The organism is Nostoc sp., assembly GCF_054880495.1.
The window spans coordinates 16,816-37,167 of the sequence record NZ_JBTYKD010000290.1; the positions used below are offsets into that span (position 1 = coordinate 16,816).

Consider the following 20,352-nt stretch of genomic DNA (forward strand, 5'->3'; position numbering starts at 1 on the left):
TTTTGCTCCTGAGAATTTAGTAAGGGGAATGAAAGATAGAAATTTAGGATGATTTCACAGATTTTTCTTGCAAAGCTAACCAACGATAGGCAAACTCTGCACCCGATTTAATTCGGTTGCGATTTTCTTGCAATAAAGCACGATCACCTTTATAAAGGTCAAGAAATAGTTCACGTACACAGGTTGTCATAAATGCATGGATTGCAATTAGTTCACGTTCCTGCCGTATAGTCTTATCTATTGATTTATCCATTATTAAAGGACGTTTATAAACTTCTTGACGTTCTAATGCATCCTGAAGCTGTCCAGAAGCTTGAAAAATTAAATCATCTACATCTACTTGCTGAGGAACTGACAAAATCATTTCCAAAGCTTTAGAAATTGGTAGTAAAATTGTGTGGCTAGATTCTCCTAAGTTCGCCTGGTAAAATACACGGTACTGTTGAACTAATTTTTCAATTAATTTCATTAGATAAACTCCTTTATTTGTTTCTGAAACATCTTGTTTCACCCAAAACTGGGCATATCGCCAATAACGTTTAACTTCTTCTTGGCTAGGTATATCTCGTTTATCACGTCGTAATCCTTCTGTTGCTAAAGAAAAAATGTTAAGTACATTTGTTGCTACCTCACGAACTGTTTTAATCAAATCTCGCCACTTGGCATCTGGTGGAGAACTACGAGTATCTAGATGCAGGCTATAAGCAAATAGAAGCCGCTGAATTGCATTTTCAAAATCCTGAATCCGCAATGAATTAGGCAATCCGAGTAAATTCCAAAATGATGCAGGCGCATCAAGGATGACAGACTCTCGGAAATCACTATCGCTGTTGTAAAATGGAACAGAACTACTAGTAGCTACTACTTTTACTCCTAGTAATATAGGAAGCGATAAAGCAAGAAAAGCTGGTTGTACCCATGCGTCAGTAAGCGTTTTACCTCTGGTTGTTGTATAGCTCATTGCCATAAAGGGCAAATCTTCTTTATTGTATTTATCATTTTGAAAACGCCCTAATTTTGCTTTATCATTTAACCAAGTAACGGATCGTAAAGCGCTCATATTCATCTCTGCCCCTAACCATTGCTTGCGGACATCCCAAAGATTTATTTGCTTCATATTGTTAACTAATAGTTTGATAGCAGCAGCAGTTTGCGGAGAATAAACATAAGCTGGAAAAATATATAAAAATATCGGTTGTTGTTCTTCTAGCTTTCCTGCTGGTACTGACCAAAAAGCTTGCCGCAGCAACATCTCCAAAGCCCAGATTTTGGAAATGCCACGTTTGATTTGTCTGCCTCCCAAAGAATTTTTATTGCTATACTGCTGTGGTTTAAATAAAACAACTGAATCCATCTGATCTTCAGATGCAAACTCTCCTGAACTTAATGAGCAAATAGGTTGTTTTCCCGCCTTTGTTTTAACGTCAGTATAAACTGTAAGCTCTGTCTCAAAGGAACGATGATTACCTTCCCATCCTTTAACTTCTAAATATTGAATTAAGTAAGTATAGAAAATATCGCGTATAGGGCTAGAATATGACGCTAATAAGTTATTTTCAGATCCCCACTTAGCCATATCTTCCGCCCATATCTCCATGCGTTCTGAGATATCTTCTAGCTTTAAAGTTGCGTGAGTAGCAACATAATATGCTGCTGCATGATACCAACCATAATTGACACCCCCTGATTGGAACTGAGTTTCTTCTAGAGATACTTTGTCTTGAATCCCTAAAGTGATGAGCATCCAATTTATATACTCTGGAGAATCACTAAAAAATTCTTTCTGAATCAGAAAAATAAATTCAGCAATTCTATCTGCACGGATATCTGCACCTGTATTGAGAAATTGTCGCTCAGTTTCAGTTAAAGACAATTTCTCTAAACGTTTAGGAGTAGCAGGGTCTTTAATATTTGCTACTTTTACTTCAATTACTCGTGGTAATTTAGGTATTAATTCAGATGGAGGAAATAACTCTAAAGTTTGAGGTGCTACTTTTAATCCCTTGCCATCTCGCTTAAAGCCAATATCTCCACCTAGCATTTTACTTCCCAAAACTCCACTTATTTGTTCCCAAATAAATCTTTGTAATTCATTGATATCTGGAGTTTCACTATTTGCCGGTGTCAGATAAATTACACCTTGAGCAAAGAATAAAATTGGTTCCCAATTCAATCCTTTAGCAAATTTAATTGTGGCATTATGGATACCATTGCTTAGGATACCTACAGTATCTCGCAAACGATGATAAGCCAATTCTTTACTAATGTTCAAAAATCGTAGTTGCTCTCTTAGTCTCTGCCCTCCAGTTTGAGTATCAATATCTGCTGGATCACTAAAATGCACTGCAATATCACCAAAAGCAACTAGACGGCGCAGAGGGATTTCTAAACGGCGGCGGTCTTTAATTTTAGGAACGGGCCAGTTTGCAGGGTAAATATTTGTGCCAACTTTGTTCTGAGTATTTTGTGCTAAGTAAGCAATTTCTGGTAAATATTCCTGCCATTGCGACCAAAATAATCCAAAGTTGAGTTTCTCTCCTAACTTGCGGCAGATATTAATAATTTCTTCAACTTCCCAGTTTTTTGGTGTTTCTTCTCCTTGACCATTACAATACTTGTTGTAATCGTGTAACGTTAATCCTAAACACAGTATATATTTTTCAATATCTGATAGAGGCTGATGTAAGTGTTTGCTGATATTCCAAGCTGTTAATAAGCCATTTAAAACGTGAACAAATAAATTTTGATCTGCACGGCTTGACCACTTTTGTGCTTTTTCTTGAGCATAACTGTCACTACGCTGAGATAACGTTTGATAGTGAGCTTTGTAAGAACCGCCTAAAGCTGAAATTAAAGAGAACTCTTGTTCTAAATATGGTACTAACTTATCAATATATAAACACAGAATAGGATCTGTATCTACTGGAAGAGTTTCGATTAGTAGTGTTTGGAGAAGGCTAGACATAATTATTCAATAATTACAAATCAAAAGATGGAAGATTCAAATTGCGTACTAGTAAATTTTCTCAAATGCCACTTGAAAGCTTCTAAAAGTAAAGCATCCTGATTAAATGCACAGGCATAAGCTTGCTCACCAGCATCAATTAACCGATACAAACCAAATAAAGGGTTGAGGTTAAGGGTACTGCTTACTTCCCAATGACTACTTAGCTTATTTTTATTCACTGGTATTAAAAAACTCAGTATTTTCTTTTGCTGTAAGCAAGTAATCACATGAGATTGAGGATGTCCAATTAAGCTTAATTTATCTACTAAGCAAAGCTCCCCAATTGATAATTCATGGCTCTGGCGATTGCATTGTAAGCTAATATTATTAATTCGCTCATCAACCCATTTCTCAATCCGAAGGTAAACACTAATAAAATCCTTTGGGAATTCTTCTTCGTCTCGTCCTAACTTCTTAGCTGCATTTAAGAACGCTTCGCGGTCAAGAATGTCCACTCGCGCATAAGGTAGTAATCGCAGTAAGTCATAAGTGTAAAAATTATTGCTATCCCAAACTGCTGCTTGCAGTGTTGAACCTCCTCTAAAACGTAAAAGTTCTTTTTGGATGGCTTTTTCAACATCTGTTTTCTGTTTTTTATACCAGTAACCTCGTACTGATTCAATACTTTGGGGATATACACGCTGTAAATCTTCGCTCATGCGTTGGCGTACTAATTGACTCACTTTTGCATTCTCCTGAGTCATTCGCCAAAACATTCCCTGTGCTTGCAATGCACCCCAACGCTGACGATATTTTTCAAATTCCTTGGGTGGGTTAAATGCATCAGCGATCGCCGAAACCAAAATATCTCGCGTTACTGTTTGATTGGGCGTAAGGTTTTTTTTCAAGCTTCCCATAACCCAAGGAGTGTGACCTGGGATCAAAATAAATGCTGTGTAGGTATTAAAACCAGAATGTCTACCTAAACGTCCTAAACGCTGCGTCACCGTCGCAGAGTCACTGCTTTCAAAAATCAAAAGATGAATCTTAAAATCAACACCAACATCAACAGCAGACGTACCCACAACCAGAACTGGTTGTTCAGCATTTTTCAAGTCGCTTTGCACCTCCAATCTTTGTTGGCGATCAATACGTCCGCTAATTTCTTGAACTTTAACCCCTGGTAATAAAGCTTGCAGTAAACGAGTCACCTGACCAGCTTTCGCTACCGAATTGACAATAATCAATCCTCTCGCTTTTGACTCCGCATTCAGAATTTTCTGAATGCTGGGAATCATTTCTCTTAACCATGTCTGCGTGTCTGCATCTTTTGCTAATTCCACAAACTCTAGTTCCACAGGTTGCAGAATCTGTCGGAAACCAGGGGTTTCCTCATTTACATACACTCCCTCAACTGGAGTAACTTTAAAATCTGCATTGCGTAACTGTTCAATAAAATCGGGTTTGGGCGTTGCTGAAGTAAACAAAAACCGTCTGGGACGAGATTGATTTTCCTGACTGCGACGGATAAAAGCCAAACTATTTAAAGCAGCAGTTTCTTGATGGCTACCAAAAATATGAAATTCATCAAACACCCACAAATCTGGCCATTCTGCCAATACCAACGGTAGCAAATCGCTACCATAAGCTGGGTCGTGGTACTGATAGTGACTAATGTAATGGAAAATATCGGGGTTGGTCAGCAGAACTGGCTTTTGTTGAATTGCTAGCAACAGTTCTTGAAACTTGTTACTTTTATCTGCTTGTCTAACCCGTCTGCTTAATTCCGCACCATATAAACGGTCTACTCGTTGAGAAGCATCTAAACCAAACAGCTCGTTATATTTTTTTTGTTGTTCAGCCTGATCTTCTACTAGCTCAATTGTGGGATACAAGCCCATAATGCGAAAATCAGGATCGATCAGTCCTGGTAAATTTGCAGCTAGTGACTTACCATCACCTGTCGCAGATTGATTGCAGATAATATCTGCATCTCCATGTATAATTTCTCCATAAGTCTTCGCTTGATGCGATGATAAAGGACAAGCACACCCCGAAGGTGGTTGGAGATTAGGAGCCTTTGAACTGATAATACATTTAGAGGTACACCCAAGGGGACAGTTCTCAACTCCTGGGTTGAGTTGAGAGTAAAGAGGTTGTAAAAAAAGCTTCATCACTTATGTGTATTTCCATTGCACCCACTCTAATACCAGTTTTGTAAAACTTGTAATCAATTTTTGACTATAATTAAAATTCCGGTCATACTAATGCTGTAAGCAATTAGAAAATATCTTCAAGCTATGCCGCCCAAAGTGGATGCAAGCTATAACCAAATAGCCTTTACTCTAGAAATCCTCAGACTTCTGGCTGAAAAACCACGGCGACGCGAAGAATTAGCAGATTTACTCTCAATCTTTCTAGAACGGCATGGTAAATCTGCTGACAATATTGATGTCAAGCAAAAACTCACTCGCACGATTCGCAGACTTAGAGAGTGCGGTATCGAAATTAAAAGCAGTACTCACAGCCCCTACAAGCTAGTCGAGTCTAATTTCCCTGTTCTTCTCTCAACCGAACAGCGAGAAGCTCTTGCATTAGCCGCGTATTTCCTTGCTGATATGGGTTTTTCTGCACACGCAAGCCAAATTCAACGCATTGGCCATCTCACAGAATCGGACATTCCAGAGTTTATTAAAGTCGATTTTAGTCCTCCCGTTGACTATAGCGATCGCAATTTAAATGTGATCGTCCGCCAACTTCAAGAACGCTTTGTGCAACAATGCCGTTATACTATCCGCTATCAGAGCAAACCAGGAGCAGAAGCACAAATTAAGGATATTGATCGTTCAGAACTGCGATTGCATGATGGTCTTCTCTACCTATTCGCTTTTATCCCCGACTGGCGTTCTTGGCGGTTTGACCATTGGTATAACATCGACCAAAACCATATTTTTCGACTCGATAGGATTCTCAGTGTGGGTGCTGCATCCGATACTCCTTGGGTATCCTGCGACTTTCCTACATTGAAAGTACGTTATCGCACAAGTGGACAATTAGCTAACTACAAACCTCGGCGTAAAGATGAAGTGGTTATTTACAGCGACCCGGAAGGAAAATTTCGTGAGATTGAAGCGACTATAGATTATTGGTTTTGGTTTCGACAACGCATCTTAAAATATGGAGCAAATGCTAGGATTATTAGTCCACAGGCACTGACTGATGAAATGCTAAAAGAGTAAGTAAGTGGGTCAAATTAAATATAAAACCTTACTCTGCCTCCGGCTTCCCTCTCCGAACTCACGGAGAGGGATTGAGGGTGAGGTTTTATCTTATATTTAATTGTGCCTTCCTACTTATAAGAAGATATCGGAACAGTTGTCAGTCGAATAAAACAGTAAGAACCAAAGTTCAAGTAATTCCACAACAGCTTCAAAAATATGATATCAATCACAAAGATGGCTCACAAGGGAACTGAAGAGTAAGGTAGAAGGGTAACATGATTTCCGCTTGCCGAATTTAAACTGACAACACAAAATCCCAATAACTTATAGTGTTAGCAAAAAACCATCAGGTTGGTATATCAACATAGAACCCGTCAGTCTGTAACTTCTCCACCACCGCGTTAGCCAACACAGATTTACCACTACCATCTTCGCCGGCGATGAGGATTGCACCATTAGCCAACAAAGATGCTGTAGTCCGATTGAGTTCAGCTTGTCTGGTAAATGCGGAACTCTCCTGGCGTTGGTATGTCGTCAGTTGTGAGTTGTGGGTCTTGAGTTCCATTCAAAGAAGAAAGATTTAGGGACAAACGCCAACGCTCCACTAATCGCCATTGCCAGTAGCGAAAAGGGATTAAGTCCATTGATTGCCACAATTGTGCCAGTTGCCACCATCCCCAAAAATCTTAGACTACTGCCCCAGAACCAATCGCCGCCGCGCTTTTGTTGGCAAAGCTCACCAGCGCGTTGGCGTATTCTAAAGGGTCAACTTCTGGCATAGCAGCTGACTGCTGAATCTTGGTGCGTAATTCCTCTGGTAATTGTTCCGGATTTTGAATAAACTGCTGTGCCAACATATTTTCGGCAATCAACAACCCAGTCGCCTGACTCTGAGCATTTCTGACCAACGATGCGATCGCTTCTATCTCCGAATTATCGTGTTGTCTTGCTTCAACGGAATTTAATTGCTGTAGTTGATTACCAGACAGTAGTGGTGGCTGGTCTGCTGCTGACACTTGTGAAATAGTTATCGCTGCTGTCGGCTGCTGCCGTTGTATTGTTGTCGATTGTATTGGTTGCTCCTCAACTGGCCTTGATGGCTCTGGTATCGGGTAGCCTTCCATTTTTCCGGTCGCCTGGATGTGGTCGTGTAGTGCGTCCATCTGAAGAACTTGTCCGGCATCCAGATACGCCTTTCCCTTCACCTTGTATGTCGTTATCTGTAGGTAGCGCATCCGACTATACAACGAGTCACGCCCAATATTATATTTTTTTTGTAATTCTAATATGGAAATTTTAGAAAAAAAATCACTATTTTGTCTGTCGTGTGCCATACTGTCTGCCGGACAGATATTACTGTCTGGTCTACTGTCTGCCGACTGTAGGGTTATGTCTGGTGTGTCGTCTGCCGATTGTAGGGCATTGTCTGGGCTACTGTCTGCCAGATTTCCGCTTTGGTTTTGCATACTGTCTGCTATTGGTATCAAAATATTTGGTTACTTTTTTACCATTGTCTGCGGGACAGTCGAGCAGTGTCTACCGGACAATTACGAGTTGTCTGGTGAAGTTCTGGCAGATTTTACAAGTGTCTGGTAGCAAATACTGCTGTTTTCTTGTAAGATGGCTGTAATGAATTTGACTTGAATCTCAATCCACTTCAATCAAAGCCCAAATTGTCACATCGCCATGGTGGGAATAATTCCAAGCTTCTGGGAGTAGAGCTTGAGCTTTCAAAGCATCTTCTAAATTCAAAAGTCCATATTGATTTACTCTTTGAGCAATTGGGGCTAATACTGCTATCCATCGCCCACAGTTTAATAATGATGATGTCAGAGTCAGATCTGATAAATCGTATCCCAGTAGTTTCAATCTGGGATGCAGAAGTTCTGAAATATCTAAGCTTTCAACATCTACAAACAATAAATAGTATTGCTGACCCCTGATTGGAGTTGGCAAATTATCAAGTGCTTCATCTATTTGTTCCAGTGAAATAAAGCAGTGATTACTGGAACCAGTCGGATAAGGATTACACTTGCACCACATCAATTACATCATTGCCAATAACGTTATTGGCAGCAGTTCTACCCCGTTGTTGATTTTCGATGTGATGTAGCAGTGGTGGTACTTTTAACGCTGAAGTCTTCAGTTTGACAGCTAAAAGCCGCACAACTCCATCTGTTTCTTCCAGGTCAGTAAGTGGTCATTCCATGACTGTTTAGCAAACAGCTTGCCTTGCCAATGGCGGGCGATCTCTCCATAATGGACCGGGTAGGATTTGAAGCAGCAATGCGATCGCGACGGTTTTACAGACCGTTACCTACACTAATAGGTGAGCCGACCCATGAGGCAGTGCCGACGGGAGTTGAATCCGCTTTCCCCAGGATTGAAAGACCTGTGGCTTTACCAATTTGCCTACGGCACCACAAACGCAGAGACGCTTGTTTTGAACCTAGAACAACAGTTTTGGAGACTGTGATGTTGCCGTTACACCATCCCTGCATTTGGTAGCAGTGGCGAGAGTCGAACTCGCATATACCAAGTTATGAGCTTGGGGCTTTGCCGTAAATCGCTACACTGCAACGTTTGGAGTCCAGGGCGAGAATTGAACTCGCACAGTCGGTTTTGCAGACCAACACCCTACCATTAGGCGACCTGGACACATTTGGAAGCCTTGACGGGAGTTGCACCCGCTTCTTTCTGACTAAGCGATTGAATTTCAAAGAGATAACTCTCGTGCTTGGTATAACCGAGGTATTGTGTTGTTGACATTGGAACGCTTTGAAGAGGCGATCACTTCCAACGAGCGCGCGATTGAATTCCAGCATGATTTTCCCCAAGCTTGGTGTAACCGGGGTATTGCCTTAATGGATTTAGGGCGTTTTGAAGATGCGCTCGCTAGCTTCGACCGATCCCTTGAATTTCAAAGAGATTTACCTCAAGCTTGGTATAACCGAGCCAGTACACTGTTAACTCTCAAACGCTATCAAGAGGCGATCGCCAGCTATGATAAATGTAACGAAATCCGTCCAGACGACTCCACGACTTTTTATGGTAAGGCTTGCTGTTATGCCCAATTGCTTAATATAAAGCAAGCAATCTTTAACCTACAACAAGCTATCAATATGAGTCCTAACCAATACCAAGATATGGCGAAAACTGACTCAGATTTTGATAATATTCGTTCAGATGAACAATTTCAAGCGTTGATCACTCCTGGTTCGCTCATTTTATAGGCGGTTAGAAAAAAGACGGAACGGAAAAATAGGGGTTACAGTGTTTGTACCAGATGGCGAACCGTGATTGTCGGCGCTTTGCGATGGTCGCTCGGCGAACCGCCGCAGGCATCGCCAGCGTTGTGAATTAATCTTGGGTATTACTTCACCGCTTGTCACCATCCAAAAATCTTAGCTAACACCAAAGGCAACCAAAACAATAGCAGTTACTAGCAAGGTGGCAACAGCAGCTTGAAACTTGTAACGATTTTGTTGCTCTGGTGAGGAATACTCAGCGTAGTAAAACTGGGGTTCAGCAGCGTAGTTGTTGATAACGCTGTCTTTGTTAACTGTGGTGTACATAATGTTGGCTTTTAATCGGGTGAATTTTGAGCCTCAATTGAGCTAAATATGCTTCTATTTCTAGTCTGGCATCTGCTAACAATTCTCGGTCATCACTAAATAAAGCAAAGTCATCAACATAACGGACATATTTGAATATCTTTAGATGTTATTTTACAAAATGGTCAAAGCTATTTAAATAAATATTCGCAAAAAACTGACTTGTTAAATTTACGATTGGTAAACCTCTCCTACGAGTTACAGGAGTAAGTAAATCATCCCCAGGAATCAATTACTATTTCTTGTTCGTTACTGTTCTGTATTAGAGTATCAATTAACCACAATGTATCGGGGCATTTTATTTTACGGCGTATCAATTCTTTTAAAATTGTATGGTCAATAGTAGGAAAATATTTTCTGATATCACACTGAAGTACATAGCGGCTGTAACGAGCAAAATGAGTAAATTTTTTTAATGCTCGATGCATTCCAAAACCAATTCGATTAGCGTAGGAGTCAGCAATGAAAGTTGTCTCAAAAATTGGTACTATTATATTGCACAGGGCATGATAAACAACTCTATCACGATGGGTGCGGCTGAAATTAGGTGACTTTTAGGATTTATCAGGTGAAAAGTTCGGTAAGCTCCTAGCTGATAACTTTTATCCGTTAACTTTTGCTATAATCTAATTAATTCGGTTTCTAAATTATAATTAAACTCTAGAATATTATCCCGAAATCGCTTGCCTTTTTGTGCCTGAGGAGATGCTAGAAGTATATTTTCAAATTTGATAATTTGAGGGTAAAGGTTGCCGTAATGCTTCATTATATTTAATGTTAAATCAACTTACTTTTCCCTCTCTCTTTGTTTTTTAATCCATCCACCTAGTACTTTGTTAAGTTGGTTTTCAGGCTTTGTAGTAAGCACTTTAGTGCTTAGAAAATAAGGACTTGGGAGAGGCGATCGCAAAACTCAACTGCATCGTACCAAGAAACTGTCTCTACAGGACGATTTGCACCTTCAAAATGAGATGGGTCAGGGTCGAGTTTTTTGTTTACCTGGGGTAAAGAGGCTACTGCTTGCCACTGTGCTTGGGTTACTGGGTATTTTCCCATGAAGAATGCTGGGACAGTTACTTGGTGTTGCGGACTTTGGTGACTGTAGCGCTCTAGTTCTCCCAAAACCGCTCAATAGGATTAAGTTCTGGAGAGTGGGGTGGTTGAAAAATGGGGATAATATTTTCTGGAGAATCGAGGGTTTTAACTGTGTGAAATGACCCTTGGTCAAACTGGACAACCGCAGTGTCGTCTCCAAGCTCGGCAGACAACAAATCTAAAAAACGTTGAAAACAGTCACCATCGAGGTGGGAGAACTCGTAGAAAAAGCTATATCCACTTAAAGGTTCCACAACACCGTACAAATAAAAATTATCACGTTGCCACTGGCTTAATCCTACGGGTTTTACACCTGATAGCAGATTATCATTCGTATTTATTTGCAAAAAAAAATAAATAGAAGTTTACATAATTCTTTACATGGTTAAATTTAACTGAAGCATAAGTTAAATTTAAATTAGAAGAACAGAAAGCTGAAATTATTGAAAGAGTGCAGACTTTTCTTTCTGTGTTTGAGGGTGTCGGTTAACAAATCCTAAGGCATAACCTCTCCCCAGCTCCCCCCAAAAATGCAAAAATCGGGGGGGAGCCACGCAAAATTGATATGTCTTTTTTTTACTTTAAAAATTTTTATTACGTATTTTTACACACAACTTAACTTTATTCACTTCTTTCTGCGATCGCACTCACCCACCTAAAACAAAACCCCACAGCTATAGACGCGCTACGGGGTGAGAATTCGGGTTGTGGGGGAATGGGGCTTTAATTGAGTGTAGAACGTTGGGGAATCTTGTAAGTAGATGGCAAGTTAACAAAGTTGTAAATTGATAGGAGATATATTTTTCAAACTTTCTGATTCTTGTACAGCATTCCAAAGGTCATATTTTTGCTGAAGATTTAACCAAAGTTCTGGACTCGTTTGAAAAGCTTTTGCTAGACGAATAGCCATAAGTGGAGAAACTCCAGCTTGCTCATTAACAATTTCAGAAACAGTTTTACGTGAGACATCTAAAACATTAGCAAGCTCAGTGATAGTCATCCCTAAAGGTTCTAAATATTGACGTTTAATCAATGCCCCAGGGTGTCTCGGTCTTCTTGTAGTTATCATTTTATCTTCCCCTAATGATAATCTTCGTAATCAACAACGTAAGCATCACCATCTTCAAATTGAAAGGTTACACGCCAATTTCCAGATACTGTTACTGACCATTCACCTTTTCGATCACCTGTTAACTGATGAAGCCTAGAACCTGGGTATCTCATGTCCTCGACTTGAGAAGATGCATCAAGTCTATCTAGAATATCTAGTAATTTTTCTGCGTGTTTAGGCTGAATACCGCTCCTATCATCAAACTCAAAAAGTTTTTTCAGTCCTTTATGCTTAAACGTTTTAATCACTGTTTTAATCGTAACCCCAAGGGTTACATCTGTCAACTGTACATATATTACCTAGTTAGTTGTAATTTTTGAGCAAAAACAAGATCGTTTCTCGCGTTGCCTCTATTTTGTCCAAAGTCCAATAGAGATTAGTCATTGGGCATTAGAGAGGAGAGGGGGCACGGCTCCCAACATGGGCAATGGATTCTTACTTTTAGGGCGAAAATCGACCACATTCAAAACCCACACTTGATATATAAGGTGTTCAGCGATTGGAAATTTTCTACCCCACATTGATTTGAGAATATCCACAGCCACTCACAAATTCGCCCACAAAGTCTTAAAGTTCCTTATCCAGGGTTCTAAGGGCTAAATAGCAGGGCTTATTGGAATAATAGGCTTAAACTGAAACTTCCCTTATTATTCGGATCTGAGTCGGTGAACCAACTGCCGCTAACGCTTGTAGCAGCAACTTTGCAAGAGAAGTCAATTGATATCTATCCAGCAGGGTTATGCTGCTAAGGCAATTATTGAGGCAATAGGAAGTGAATATGTTAGTTGGTATGATTATCATCCTTAATTGTTAGTAAGCTGGCATTTGTGCCTTCAATGGTCAGGTTATCTGTGATACTCAGACTACTACCAGTCAGATTGATGGTATGAGCGATCGCATCAGAAAACAGTCCACTAAAATTGATGATATTTGTTCCGCCAGCGAGATCGGCATTTAGAATTTGCTGCCGCAGTGAACCTGCACCACTGTTGTTGGTATTAGTGACGGTAAATATAGACATTGATATGACTCCAATTTTTTTCTCGTTGTATAAAAATTGAGATCAAGAATCATGCTGATAATACTACGAATATGCAAGTATTTTTTCTACTGCTCATCCGTAGTAAGAGATCAAAGTCAAGAAAGAAAAACTGCGATGGTCGCCTTTCGTTCCGGCGTAGGCATCGCCCTACTGGTCTGCCAACCCCAAAATGCGCTTTTTCGGATTGGGGTGTATATAAAAGGTTAAAGGGAAAGTGTTTTCTCCCTTTCCCCAATAAATAACCAAGTTCACTCAAGGGCGAACTACTAAGCATGAGATTTAGCACCAAAAATATCTAAATCTCACGCTTAGTTCGTGGTTAGTAATACTGATAATGACCCTTAACCCATACACGATGGTGATTTCTTCTTACCCAATGTCCAGCTATCCACCGACGACGCTCTATCCGCCTCGCAATTAATGTTCCGGCTTGTGGCTTTTGAACATCTGGGTTAACTACTGAGAGTGCTGATGCCTGGTTGGGCATGGAGGCAACTAACACTGGTATTGCCACTATTGCTGCAATAATCTTGTTCATCAATCTTTTCCCTTTACTAAACTCTTGACAATTAAGCCAGTTATTTTTTTGACTTAATTGTGATGAATTTAACTAGATTAATTCATTAATTAACAGTTCTTATTTTTTTAAGATTTTATTTACATCTATGTCAATGTTGTGTCATTAATATGTCAAATGTCTATATAGAAGTTCCGCTAAAAATCTTTCTAAAGATAGAAGGGCTGCGGTTAGAGTTGATATCACCCCTGGATATTACCAGCGTCAAGGCAAGTATTGAACTGCGGGGAAGGGCGTTGAGTCAGGTTTCTTAGAGGAAACTTGAGCAATGGAGGGGGGGGAGCGATCGCTCCTCGGTTTAAATTTCTAAGAGGAAAAGAGCGATGCCGACCTAAAAGTGCGTCTTGTAGAGTTGGCGGCAAGCTATGCACCCCCAACTTACTCGTAATTCCTAAGTCTGCGAACATCCCAAGGTAAGGAGCGCTGGCTTTGCTTGAGGATAGACTGATGATAAGCTTCGGGCGATAACCAGGAACCGTCCTCTAGTTGCTGGTAGCCTTCAGGCACTTGTTCTGGAGTATCGCACCGGGGGCGTAATTCCAATGCAAGGGTGGAGCAGGCGTTGTAACTGTTATAATTGGTCTTTGAAATCAAGACTAATCTATGCAAATAAAAGATCACGTATTTATTGTCACGGGTGCCTCGTCTGGTATAGGCTTATCAACGGCTACTGCCTTATGTGCTCATGGTGCCAAGGTTGCCCTACTCGCTCGCAGCACGGAAGTCCTTCAGGAGTTGAGCGAGCGACTTCCGGGCAGCTTGCCAATCAAGGCGGATATGACGCACTTTGAGGGGGTTCGCCAAGGGGTGCGAGCGATATACCAGCATTACGGTCGCATTGATGGACTTGTAAATAACGCAGGTCGTAGCTATGCAGCGACAATCGAAGAGATTGACCCGGCAGTGTTCGACGAAATCTTCCACCTCAATGTGCTCGGGCCAATTGTGGCCATGCAGGCCGTCATCCCGATAATGCGAGACCAAGGCGCTGGGAGCATCGTAAACGTTAACTCTGGAACGGCTTTTATGACGATTCCCCAATACAGCGTCTACTCCTCATCAAAGCGAGCACTCCTCGGTTTCAGCCTCACAGCACGGGTTGAGTTAGAAAAGGATGGCATCGTAGTTAGCGAGGTTTACCCGTTCATCACTGCCACCAACTTTGGCAAGAACAGGATGGGGAATTCGGCAGATGGAGGACCTGCGGGTAACTACGCAGACGGTGACAAACCTGAATTCGTGGCCGACCTCATTCTACAAGCAATTGAAGAAGGTCACGCTCAGTACTTTGCTAACGACCGCTTACAGCAGTTGGCTGGGGTATCCGCATCAGGCTCTTGAGGCAGCAAGGCAAGTGCGATCGCAATACAACCCTACTGGTCATTTCTCAGTTGAGTTAAAATCCTATCCAGCCTATCATTTATCTAAATGTAAGGTAACAAACGCCAATATGATAGCCAGCAATTCCAAATTCAAAAGTTTAGGAGGAGTGAGTTGCTGGAAAGAGTGCTGAGTCGGAGAGCATGAAGTTAATCAAATGCTGCCAGCTATCAAACAGCAAATACTTGGTGAGGCTAAGGATATCTTGAAAGAAGCCTTGACGTGTGCCACGCTGCAAGCGGGTTTGCTGGTAGGGTTTGTCAACCAGGTGCAAAACTGTGTGGAAAACGAATGCCAGAAGATTGAGGGTCAGCAAATGGGCAATGAATCTTTTGAGAACTAAATTTTCGACGTGAGAGAAGACTTAGATGCCTGCGATAACTTGAAGTAGGTAATTGTTATCTAAACCTGCGCGATATCTTTTCATCGGAACACTTCCACGCACCGTTTTATCTTTATCTAAAAGATTCAAAGATAAACGCCGTAGAACAGAAAAATTAAGAGGGGCATTATCTTTAGGGATACGACTAGCATCTGCTCTTTCAGAGCCGCTTCGCGAACATGGAATGTCATGTCCAGTACCCACCAGTGGCTACGAACAGCATGAGCCAAAACAGCAGTATCATGCTCTAAACTGCTAATATAAAAGCGAACTTCAATAGTTGTTTGATTCCAAAGCCTACGTTCGCAGATGACCATTCCTACGCTCCTGAGTCCTAACCATTTTTCCTGGTTTGGGATCTCCCCTAGCTGTTCAACAGGGACACTCCAGTATTTGCGAATTTCAATCCGACTATGAGCGCCGGTACTCCCACCTCTGCACCCAAACCTCGTGGAAAGTCCCCTGGTTGGCAACCAGGAAAAAAGCGTTACCGTAAAAACCGCTACCCCATTGTTAAATGACTATCAAAAAACCCTTGGCCATCAAACAGCCAGAGGTGGGGCGAATCATTCGTGATTTGCGGCTTTTGGCTGGGCTTACGCAAGAACAGTTTGCACCAACTCTCGGTGTGACATATACAACAATTAACCGTTGGGAAAATGGACGCTCAACGCCGTCGCCGATGGCGATGAAGCTTATTGAGCAGAAGCTTGATGAGATGGGCACTCAACGTCAGGATTTATTGGCTAAGTATTTACCGAATTAGTTGTTTGCTCAGTTTTGGTGTGAGCGATCGCTTTTAGGTGCGATGACCTACGGTCAGTCGTAGACCATCGCAGATTTAAGGTGCCACCACCGTGCCTAGCGTTGCCATAGCCTCTCAAGGTAGAACAGTGCCAAGGTTATTGTTGTTTTTGGTAACAGCAGGAGCGATCGCTTTTCATTATTTTTGATGGAATAGTTGATTTTATGGAAGTCCCTAAATGGGGTATCCTGCTTTTGCTTAAGTCTATACTACGTTAATTAGATAGATATATAGTACAATATTTCCATTTATTTGTACTAGTTTTGTGAAGGGGAAGATATTACCATTAGAAAAACCTAATGTACTGATTGTATTGTATACAGTTTTAAGAGGAATTACATCCCACATTCCTGAAGTAAACAATGTGGGTGTAGTGACCCAATTTATCAGTTGGAATATGAGTGGATTTTTGAGATGAGCCAGCGCAGGTAATGTTCTGGCTTAAAGACTATCTTTAGCAAGCAGGTAGATATGTTGAACAGAAAACGTAAACCATTATTTATTCAAAAAGTCAAGCAAAAACTTGTTTCACCGATCAGTTGGTTAGTACTGGTTGTATTTAGCATCTTGCTGGTTACTGGCACAACGATCGCTAGCAGTTTCGCCCAGAATCCTGCTCAGGGAGCAGGTGGTGCCAGTACACAAGCTTATGCTGGATTTAAAGGCAAAATCGGCAGAACCTTTGCAGAATCTACACCTTGGTGGACTCCACAACCCCCATCAGCTAAAACATCTCTAGCTTCATCCCACATCACCGCAGCACCAAAAGAGGCTCCCAATATTGTTGTTTTCCTAATTGACGATATGGGTTTTTCGGATTTAGGCCCCTACGGCTCAGAAATTAGTACACCAAATATTGATAAATTGGCAGCTAACGGACTGCGGTTTAGCAACTTTACAACCCATCAGCTTTGTTCTCCCACACGCGCCTCGTTATTGACAGGATTAAATGCCCACTCTGCTGGTGTTGGTTGGGTTGCTGAGGGAAACCCTGGTTTTCCCGGATATGCGGGTGAAATTCAGAGCAATGTCGTGACTCTGGCGGAAATTTTACGTAGCAATGGCTATTCAACTCTGCTGACAGGTAAGTGGCATTTGACTCAGACTTATGATCGCACCACTACCGCTTCTTTCAATTCCTGGCCGTTACAGCGGGGATTTGAACATTTTTTTGGTTTCTTAGATGGATTGGAACATCCCCAGACACCCCATATTCTCTACGAAGACAATACACCTATTTCAATTGATCGCTATCCTGAGAATTTTCTCACCACCGATTACTGGACAGAAAAAGCGATCGCATTGCTAAAACAAGCAAAAACTAAGTCAAAAGACAAGCCATTTTTCTTGTATTTTGCCAACAATGCTGTTCATTCACCATTTAATATTCATCCAGCAGACCTTGCTAAATATAAAGGCAAGTATGATGTCGGCTGGGACGTGCTACGCCAGGAACGGTACCAGAAGCAACTTGCATCAAAGCTAATTCCTGCCGACACTCAACTACCACCCCAAAATCCAGGGGTTAAAGCTTGGGATACACTATCGACTGAGGATAAAAAGCTATTTGCTCGTTATCAAGAGGCCTATGCAGCCTTCGTTGATAACCTGGATCAAAACTTTGGCAAACTCTATGATTATCTAGAGTCCACCAAGCAACTCAACAACACAATTATTATTATTGCTTCTGATAATGGCGGTTCTGGAGAAGGCGGGGCAAATGGTACAACGAATGTAGCTCGTCATTACTCCGGTTTACCAGACGATAAAGCTCTGGATTTCAGTCGGTTTGACTTGATTGGTAGTCCTCAGACTGCGCCTCACTATCCCATTGGCTGGGCAACGGTTTCCAATACACCTTTAAAGCGGTACAAGTTCTTTACCCTTGGGGGCGGTAGACGGAATCCATTGATTGTTTCCTATCCAGCAAAAATCAAAGATCAGGGTGGTACCCGCACACAATTTACGCACATCACAGATATTACACCTACCATCCTGGAATTAACGGGGATTAAGCATCCTGACAAGTTTAATGGCAAACCGACAAAACCTCTCGAAGGTATCAGCTTTGCCTATCTCTTGAATGATGCCAATGCGCCGGAACAAAAAACTGAACAATACTACGAGAATTCAGGCAATAGAGGGTATTACAAAGATGGTTGGTATGCTGTCACCGAACATCAGACGGGGAAACCATTTAGTGATTCCGAGTGGCAATTATACAACCTGAACAAAGATTACTCTGAAAGCAACAATCTGGCGAAGGAGTATCCAGAGAAAGTCCAAGAACTGGCAGCAGCCTTTGATGCGGCGGCATTCAAGTATCAAGTTTATCCCTTATTAGAATCCCCCCAACATGGAGGAGTCCCGCCTTATATCAAGGAGAAAGTGAAACCAAAGACATTCCATGCGGGTGATTCGGTACTAGAACCGGACATTTTGCCCTTGGTGAGCGATCGCGATTATACCATCCAGGTGAAGGCTGAGTATAAAGCAGGCGATCAAGGAGTAATTCTTGCCCACGGGGGTCAAGAGGTTGGCTACATCTTCTATATTGAGGATGGCAAGCTGTTCTATGAACACAATAACTATGGTCAGTCGATTAAATTTCCCCCAGTCTCGCTACAGCCAGGTAAACTTAACATCGATTTGAATTATGATGCACTGGGCAAACGCCACGGGTCTGGAACACTTTCTGTCAATGGGAAACAAGTCGCAGCAGGTAAGCTGGGACTAACCTTTGGTGGCTTTCCCTATGAAGGATTGGACATCGGCAAAGATGCGCGTAGTCCTGTATCATGGGATATTTACAAAAAACATGGGGTCTTCAAATACACTGGTGCGATCAAGCAAGTCCAATACATTCCAGGTTCATTCGCACCTGATGCCAAAGAGTAGACATCTTGTGGTCAGGAACACGGCTAGCGATCGCTAGCCATAGTTTAGACCGGGGCGCACCTGTGCAATTGGTACGACAGACTTTGAGGCATACCTGTACACCACCTATCGTAGGTCCACGCCTTGCCGAGCGAGCACCTACGTTAGGTGGGTACACCATTGCACATTTACTATGTATTATTTAGTACATTACTAGTACAGCACGGCGTAAATAGACATACCATTGAAAAAGAGGCAAGGGAGCAGGGGAGATAGTTGAGATGAGGATTCTACCCCAACCTCACTTGAACCACTTAACTCTTATTGGGGGACTCAGACCCATGTTCCGCTCCGCGAAAAATCTGCTTAAAGAAACAGCAACTCAATTAAAAGGTGCAGCAAGACGACGTTTTCAAGGGGGCGCTTAGTGACTTTAGTCATGTTTAAGTAGTGACATTTGCTAGATATCTTTTCTTGATTATGCAGAATATATTGGCAATATACAAGTTAAGTAAAATAAGGATTAAAGGATATATTAACTGCTTAAAATCTCTTCTTCTTGGTGGTTTATTAGTATCTGTTTCAATTGCTGCTCTTTCAACCCATGCTAATGCATCTGAAATGAATTTTCGCAATGATCATTTAAATACTAATACTATTGCTTTTAATAACGCTAAACTAATTCGTGAGCGTCAATTACATGAACAAAAAGCTCGTGAATTGCGTGAGCGCCATGCTCGTGAACAAAAAGCTCGTGAACAAAAGACTCGTGAATTGCGTGAGCGCCAAGCTCGTCTTCATCACTAAAATTTGAATTTTTACTTGCTCTGCGGTAAGCGTTCGCGCAGCGTCTCCAAGAGTTGCTATGCCGTAGGCTTATCGCCCCCACCCAATTCAAGCGAGGAAAAAAGAGCGATACCTGCGGTGGGCTATTCGGCGTCGCTCCTCACAATTTACCACTCGTTTGGAGACAGCATTAGGAAAAGTGGCGACCAAAGTAATTTGATTGCGATGGTCGCTTTTCGTTCCGCCCAAGGGCATCCCTCCTCCCAGGAATGAGGGGAGTGACTGACCCGCCTCACCCGTTACGCCTCTGACAAAATTCTCCGCGTTCGCGTTTTGAATTATACTAGTAACACACTCACTTTGTGGTGTAGTATCCCCGGTGATAAGTTTTTCTACCGACAACCAAATCTACGAGAACAGTGCCCTTGATGGTACACCCGCTTCATGAAGCAACGCCGGGCAGCAATTAGCTTCGATGGGGATGTTTGCAATAGTTTAGAGTGTCTAGACACAAA

The 20,352-nt window shown here is 41.7% G+C and carries 22 protein-coding genes, 4 tRNA genes and 3 pseudogenes; 8 read left to right on the plus strand and 21 right to left on the minus strand.

Annotated elements, in window-relative coordinates:
• Positions 1–43: 43 nt before the first annotated feature.
• Positions 44–2,965 (minus strand): type I-D CRISPR-associated protein Cas10d/Csc3, encoded by a 2,922-nt coding sequence (gene cas10d, locus ACYTXL_RS25435; RefSeq protein ID WP_461927132.1) that lies wholly within the window; start codon positions 2,963–2,965, stop codon positions 44–46.
• 20 nt (positions 2,966–2,985) lie between these two features.
• The gene (gene cas3 / locus ACYTXL_RS25440) at positions 2,986–5,121 is read right to left on the minus strand and encodes a type I-D CRISPR-associated helicase Cas3' (RefSeq protein ID WP_461927133.1); all 2,136 of its coding nucleotides are present in this window, start codon (positions 5,119–5,121) and stop codon (positions 2,986–2,988) included.
• A gap of 126 nt (positions 5,122–5,247) precedes the next feature.
• Here cas3 and ACYTXL_RS25445 point away from each other — a divergent pair, with 126 nt between their 5' ends.
• Entirely contained in the window at positions 5,248–6,186 is a 939-nt protein-coding gene (locus tag ACYTXL_RS25445; protein WP_461927134.1) for a helix-turn-helix transcriptional regulator, read from the plus strand.
• 328 nt (positions 6,187–6,514) lie between these two features.
• Here the strand turns inward: ACYTXL_RS25445 and ACYTXL_RS25450 are convergent, their stop codons facing one another.
• The 8 genes from ACYTXL_RS25450 to ACYTXL_RS25485 all read right to left on the minus strand — a co-directional run bounded on the left by ACYTXL_RS25450 (position 6,515) and on the right by ACYTXL_RS25485 (position 8,826).
• On the minus strand, positions 6,515–6,733 hold the full coding sequence (locus ACYTXL_RS25450; RefSeq protein WP_461927135.1) for a hypothetical protein: 219 nt from the start codon (positions 6,731–6,733) through the stop codon (positions 6,515–6,517).
• Positions 6,734–6,854: 121 nt separating this feature from the next.
• The gene (locus ACYTXL_RS25455) at positions 6,855–7,634 is read right to left on the minus strand and encodes a hypothetical protein (RefSeq protein WP_461927136.1); all 780 of its coding nucleotides are present in this window, start codon (positions 7,632–7,634) and stop codon (positions 6,855–6,857) included.
• 181 nt (positions 7,635–7,815) lie between these two features.
• Positions 7,816–8,211, minus strand: a complete 396-nt coding sequence (locus tag ACYTXL_RS25460) for a hypothetical protein (protein ID WP_461927137.1) — start codon at positions 8,209–8,211, stop codon at positions 7,816–7,818.
• On the minus strand, positions 8,195–8,335 hold the full coding sequence (locus ACYTXL_RS25465) for a hypothetical protein (protein ID WP_461927138.1): 141 nt from the start codon (positions 8,333–8,335) through the stop codon (positions 8,195–8,197). Before ACYTXL_RS25465 ends, ACYTXL_RS25460 begins: the two co-directional genes overlap by 17 nt.
• Positions 8,336–8,515: 180 nt before the next feature.
• Positions 8,516–8,590: transfer RNA gene (locus ACYTXL_RS25470), tRNA-Glu, on the minus strand.
• A gap of 5 nt (positions 8,591–8,595) precedes the next feature.
• A tRNA-Trp gene (locus ACYTXL_RS25475) sits at positions 8,596–8,667 on the minus strand.
• Positions 8,668–8,670: 3 nt separating this feature from the next.
• Positions 8,671–8,747: transfer RNA gene (locus tag ACYTXL_RS25480), tRNA-Ile, on the minus strand.
• Positions 8,748–8,752: 5 nt separating this feature from the next.
• Positions 8,753–8,826 (minus strand) — tRNA-Cys (locus ACYTXL_RS25485).
• A 50-nt stretch (positions 8,827–8,876) separates the two neighbouring features.
• Between ACYTXL_RS25485 and ACYTXL_RS25490 the strand changes: the two genes are divergently transcribed.
• Positions 8,877–9,401, plus strand: a complete 525-nt coding sequence (locus tag ACYTXL_RS25490) for a tetratricopeptide repeat protein (RefSeq protein ID WP_461927142.1) — start codon at positions 8,877–8,879, stop codon at positions 9,399–9,401.
• 171 nt (positions 9,402–9,572) lie between these two features.
• Here the strand turns inward: ACYTXL_RS25490 and psb34 are convergent, their stop codons facing one another.
• The 8 genes and pseudogenes from psb34 to ACYTXL_RS25530 all read right to left on the minus strand — a co-directional run bounded on the left by psb34 (position 9,573) and on the right by ACYTXL_RS25530 (position 13,568).
• On the minus strand, positions 9,573–9,743 hold the full coding sequence (gene psb34 / locus ACYTXL_RS25495) for a photosystem II assembly protein Psb34 (RefSeq protein WP_461921751.1): 171 nt from the start codon (positions 9,741–9,743) through the stop codon (positions 9,573–9,575).
• A gap of 4 nt (positions 9,744–9,747) precedes the next feature.
• A pseudogene (locus tag ACYTXL_RS25500) lies at positions 9,748–10,548 on the minus strand (RNA-directed DNA polymerase); the annotation flags it as partial.
• A gap of 125 nt (positions 10,549–10,673) precedes the next feature.
• Positions 10,674–10,898, minus strand: a pseudogene (locus tag ACYTXL_RS25505) (formylglycine-generating enzyme family protein); the annotation flags it as partial.
• Positions 10,892–11,197: pseudogene (locus ACYTXL_RS25510) on the minus strand (transposase); the annotation flags it as partial. The pseudogenes ACYTXL_RS25510 and ACYTXL_RS25505, both read right to left, overlap by 7 nt.
• Before the next feature lie 449 nt (positions 11,198–11,646).
• Entirely contained in the window at positions 11,647–11,946 is a 300-nt protein-coding gene (locus tag ACYTXL_RS25515) for a HigA family addiction module antitoxin (RefSeq protein ID WP_461921752.1), read from the minus strand.
• 11 nt (positions 11,947–11,957) lie between these two features.
• Positions 11,958–12,272: a type II toxin-antitoxin system RelE/ParE family toxin gene (locus tag ACYTXL_RS25520; protein WP_461921753.1), complete on the minus strand. Its 315-nt coding sequence runs from the start codon at positions 12,270–12,272 to the stop codon at positions 11,958–11,960.
• A gap of 497 nt (positions 12,273–12,769) precedes the next feature.
• Entirely contained in the window at positions 12,770–13,009 is a 240-nt protein-coding gene (locus tag ACYTXL_RS25525) for a hypothetical protein (RefSeq protein ID WP_461921754.1), read from the minus strand.
• 340 nt (positions 13,010–13,349) lie between these two features.
• Positions 13,350–13,568 carry a hypothetical protein gene (locus tag ACYTXL_RS25530; RefSeq protein ID WP_461921755.1) on the minus strand — a complete coding sequence of 73 codons (219 nt, stop codon included), beginning with the start codon at positions 13,566–13,568 and terminating at the stop codon, positions 13,350–13,352.
• Positions 13,569–13,717: 149 nt separating this feature from the next.
• Here ACYTXL_RS25530 and ACYTXL_RS25535 point away from each other — a divergent pair, with 149 nt between their 5' ends.
• Entirely contained in the window at positions 13,718–13,861 is a 144-nt protein-coding gene (locus ACYTXL_RS25535; protein WP_461927139.1) for a hypothetical protein, read from the plus strand.
• 124 nt (positions 13,862–13,985) lie between these two features.
• Here the strand turns inward: ACYTXL_RS25535 and ACYTXL_RS25540 are convergent, their stop codons facing one another.
• Complete coding sequence (locus ACYTXL_RS25540; RefSeq protein ID WP_461921756.1) at positions 13,986–14,201, minus strand: hypothetical protein; 216 nt, start codon at positions 14,199–14,201, stop codon at positions 13,986–13,988.
• Positions 14,202–14,210: 9 nt separating this feature from the next.
• Between ACYTXL_RS25540 and ACYTXL_RS25545 the strand changes: the two genes are divergently transcribed.
• Positions 14,211–14,948 (plus strand): SDR family NAD(P)-dependent oxidoreductase, encoded by a 738-nt coding sequence (locus ACYTXL_RS25545; protein WP_461921757.1) that lies wholly within the window; start codon positions 14,211–14,213, stop codon positions 14,946–14,948.
• 196 nt (positions 14,949–15,144) lie between these two features.
• Positions 15,145–15,330 carry a hypothetical protein gene (locus ACYTXL_RS25550; protein ID WP_461921758.1) on the plus strand — a complete coding sequence of 62 codons (186 nt, stop codon included), beginning with the start codon at positions 15,145–15,147 and terminating at the stop codon, positions 15,328–15,330.
• A gap of 125 nt (positions 15,331–15,455) precedes the next feature.
• Here the strand turns inward: ACYTXL_RS25550 and ACYTXL_RS25555 are convergent, their stop codons facing one another.
• On the minus strand, positions 15,456–15,686 hold the full coding sequence (locus ACYTXL_RS25555; protein ID WP_461921759.1) for a hypothetical protein: 231 nt from the start codon (positions 15,684–15,686) through the stop codon (positions 15,456–15,458).
• 200 nt (positions 15,687–15,886) lie between these two features.
• Here ACYTXL_RS25555 and ACYTXL_RS25560 point away from each other — a divergent pair, with 200 nt between their 5' ends.
• Both ACYTXL_RS25560 and ACYTXL_RS25565 read left to right on the plus strand, forming a co-directional pair.
• Positions 15,887–16,135 (plus strand): helix-turn-helix domain-containing protein, encoded by a 249-nt coding sequence (locus tag ACYTXL_RS25560; RefSeq protein ID WP_461921760.1) that lies wholly within the window; start codon positions 15,887–15,889, stop codon positions 16,133–16,135.
• Positions 16,136–16,645: 510 nt separating this feature from the next.
• Entirely contained in the window at positions 16,646–19,072 is a 2,427-nt protein-coding gene (locus ACYTXL_RS25565; protein WP_461921761.1) for an arylsulfatase, read from the plus strand.
• Here ACYTXL_RS25565 and ACYTXL_RS25570 read toward each other — a convergent pair.
• Entirely contained in the window at positions 19,020–19,232 is a 213-nt protein-coding gene (locus tag ACYTXL_RS25570; RefSeq protein ID WP_461927140.1) for a hypothetical protein, read from the minus strand. The two genes, ACYTXL_RS25565 and ACYTXL_RS25570, sit on opposite strands and share 53 nt — an antisense overlap.
• Positions 19,233–19,501: 269 nt before the next feature.
• On the opposite strand from ACYTXL_RS25570, the gene ACYTXL_RS25575 reads away from it, so the two are divergent.
• Positions 19,502–19,858 (plus strand): hypothetical protein, encoded by a 357-nt coding sequence (locus tag ACYTXL_RS25575; protein WP_461921762.1) that lies wholly within the window; start codon positions 19,502–19,504, stop codon positions 19,856–19,858.
• Positions 19,859–20,352 lie beyond the last annotated feature (494 nt).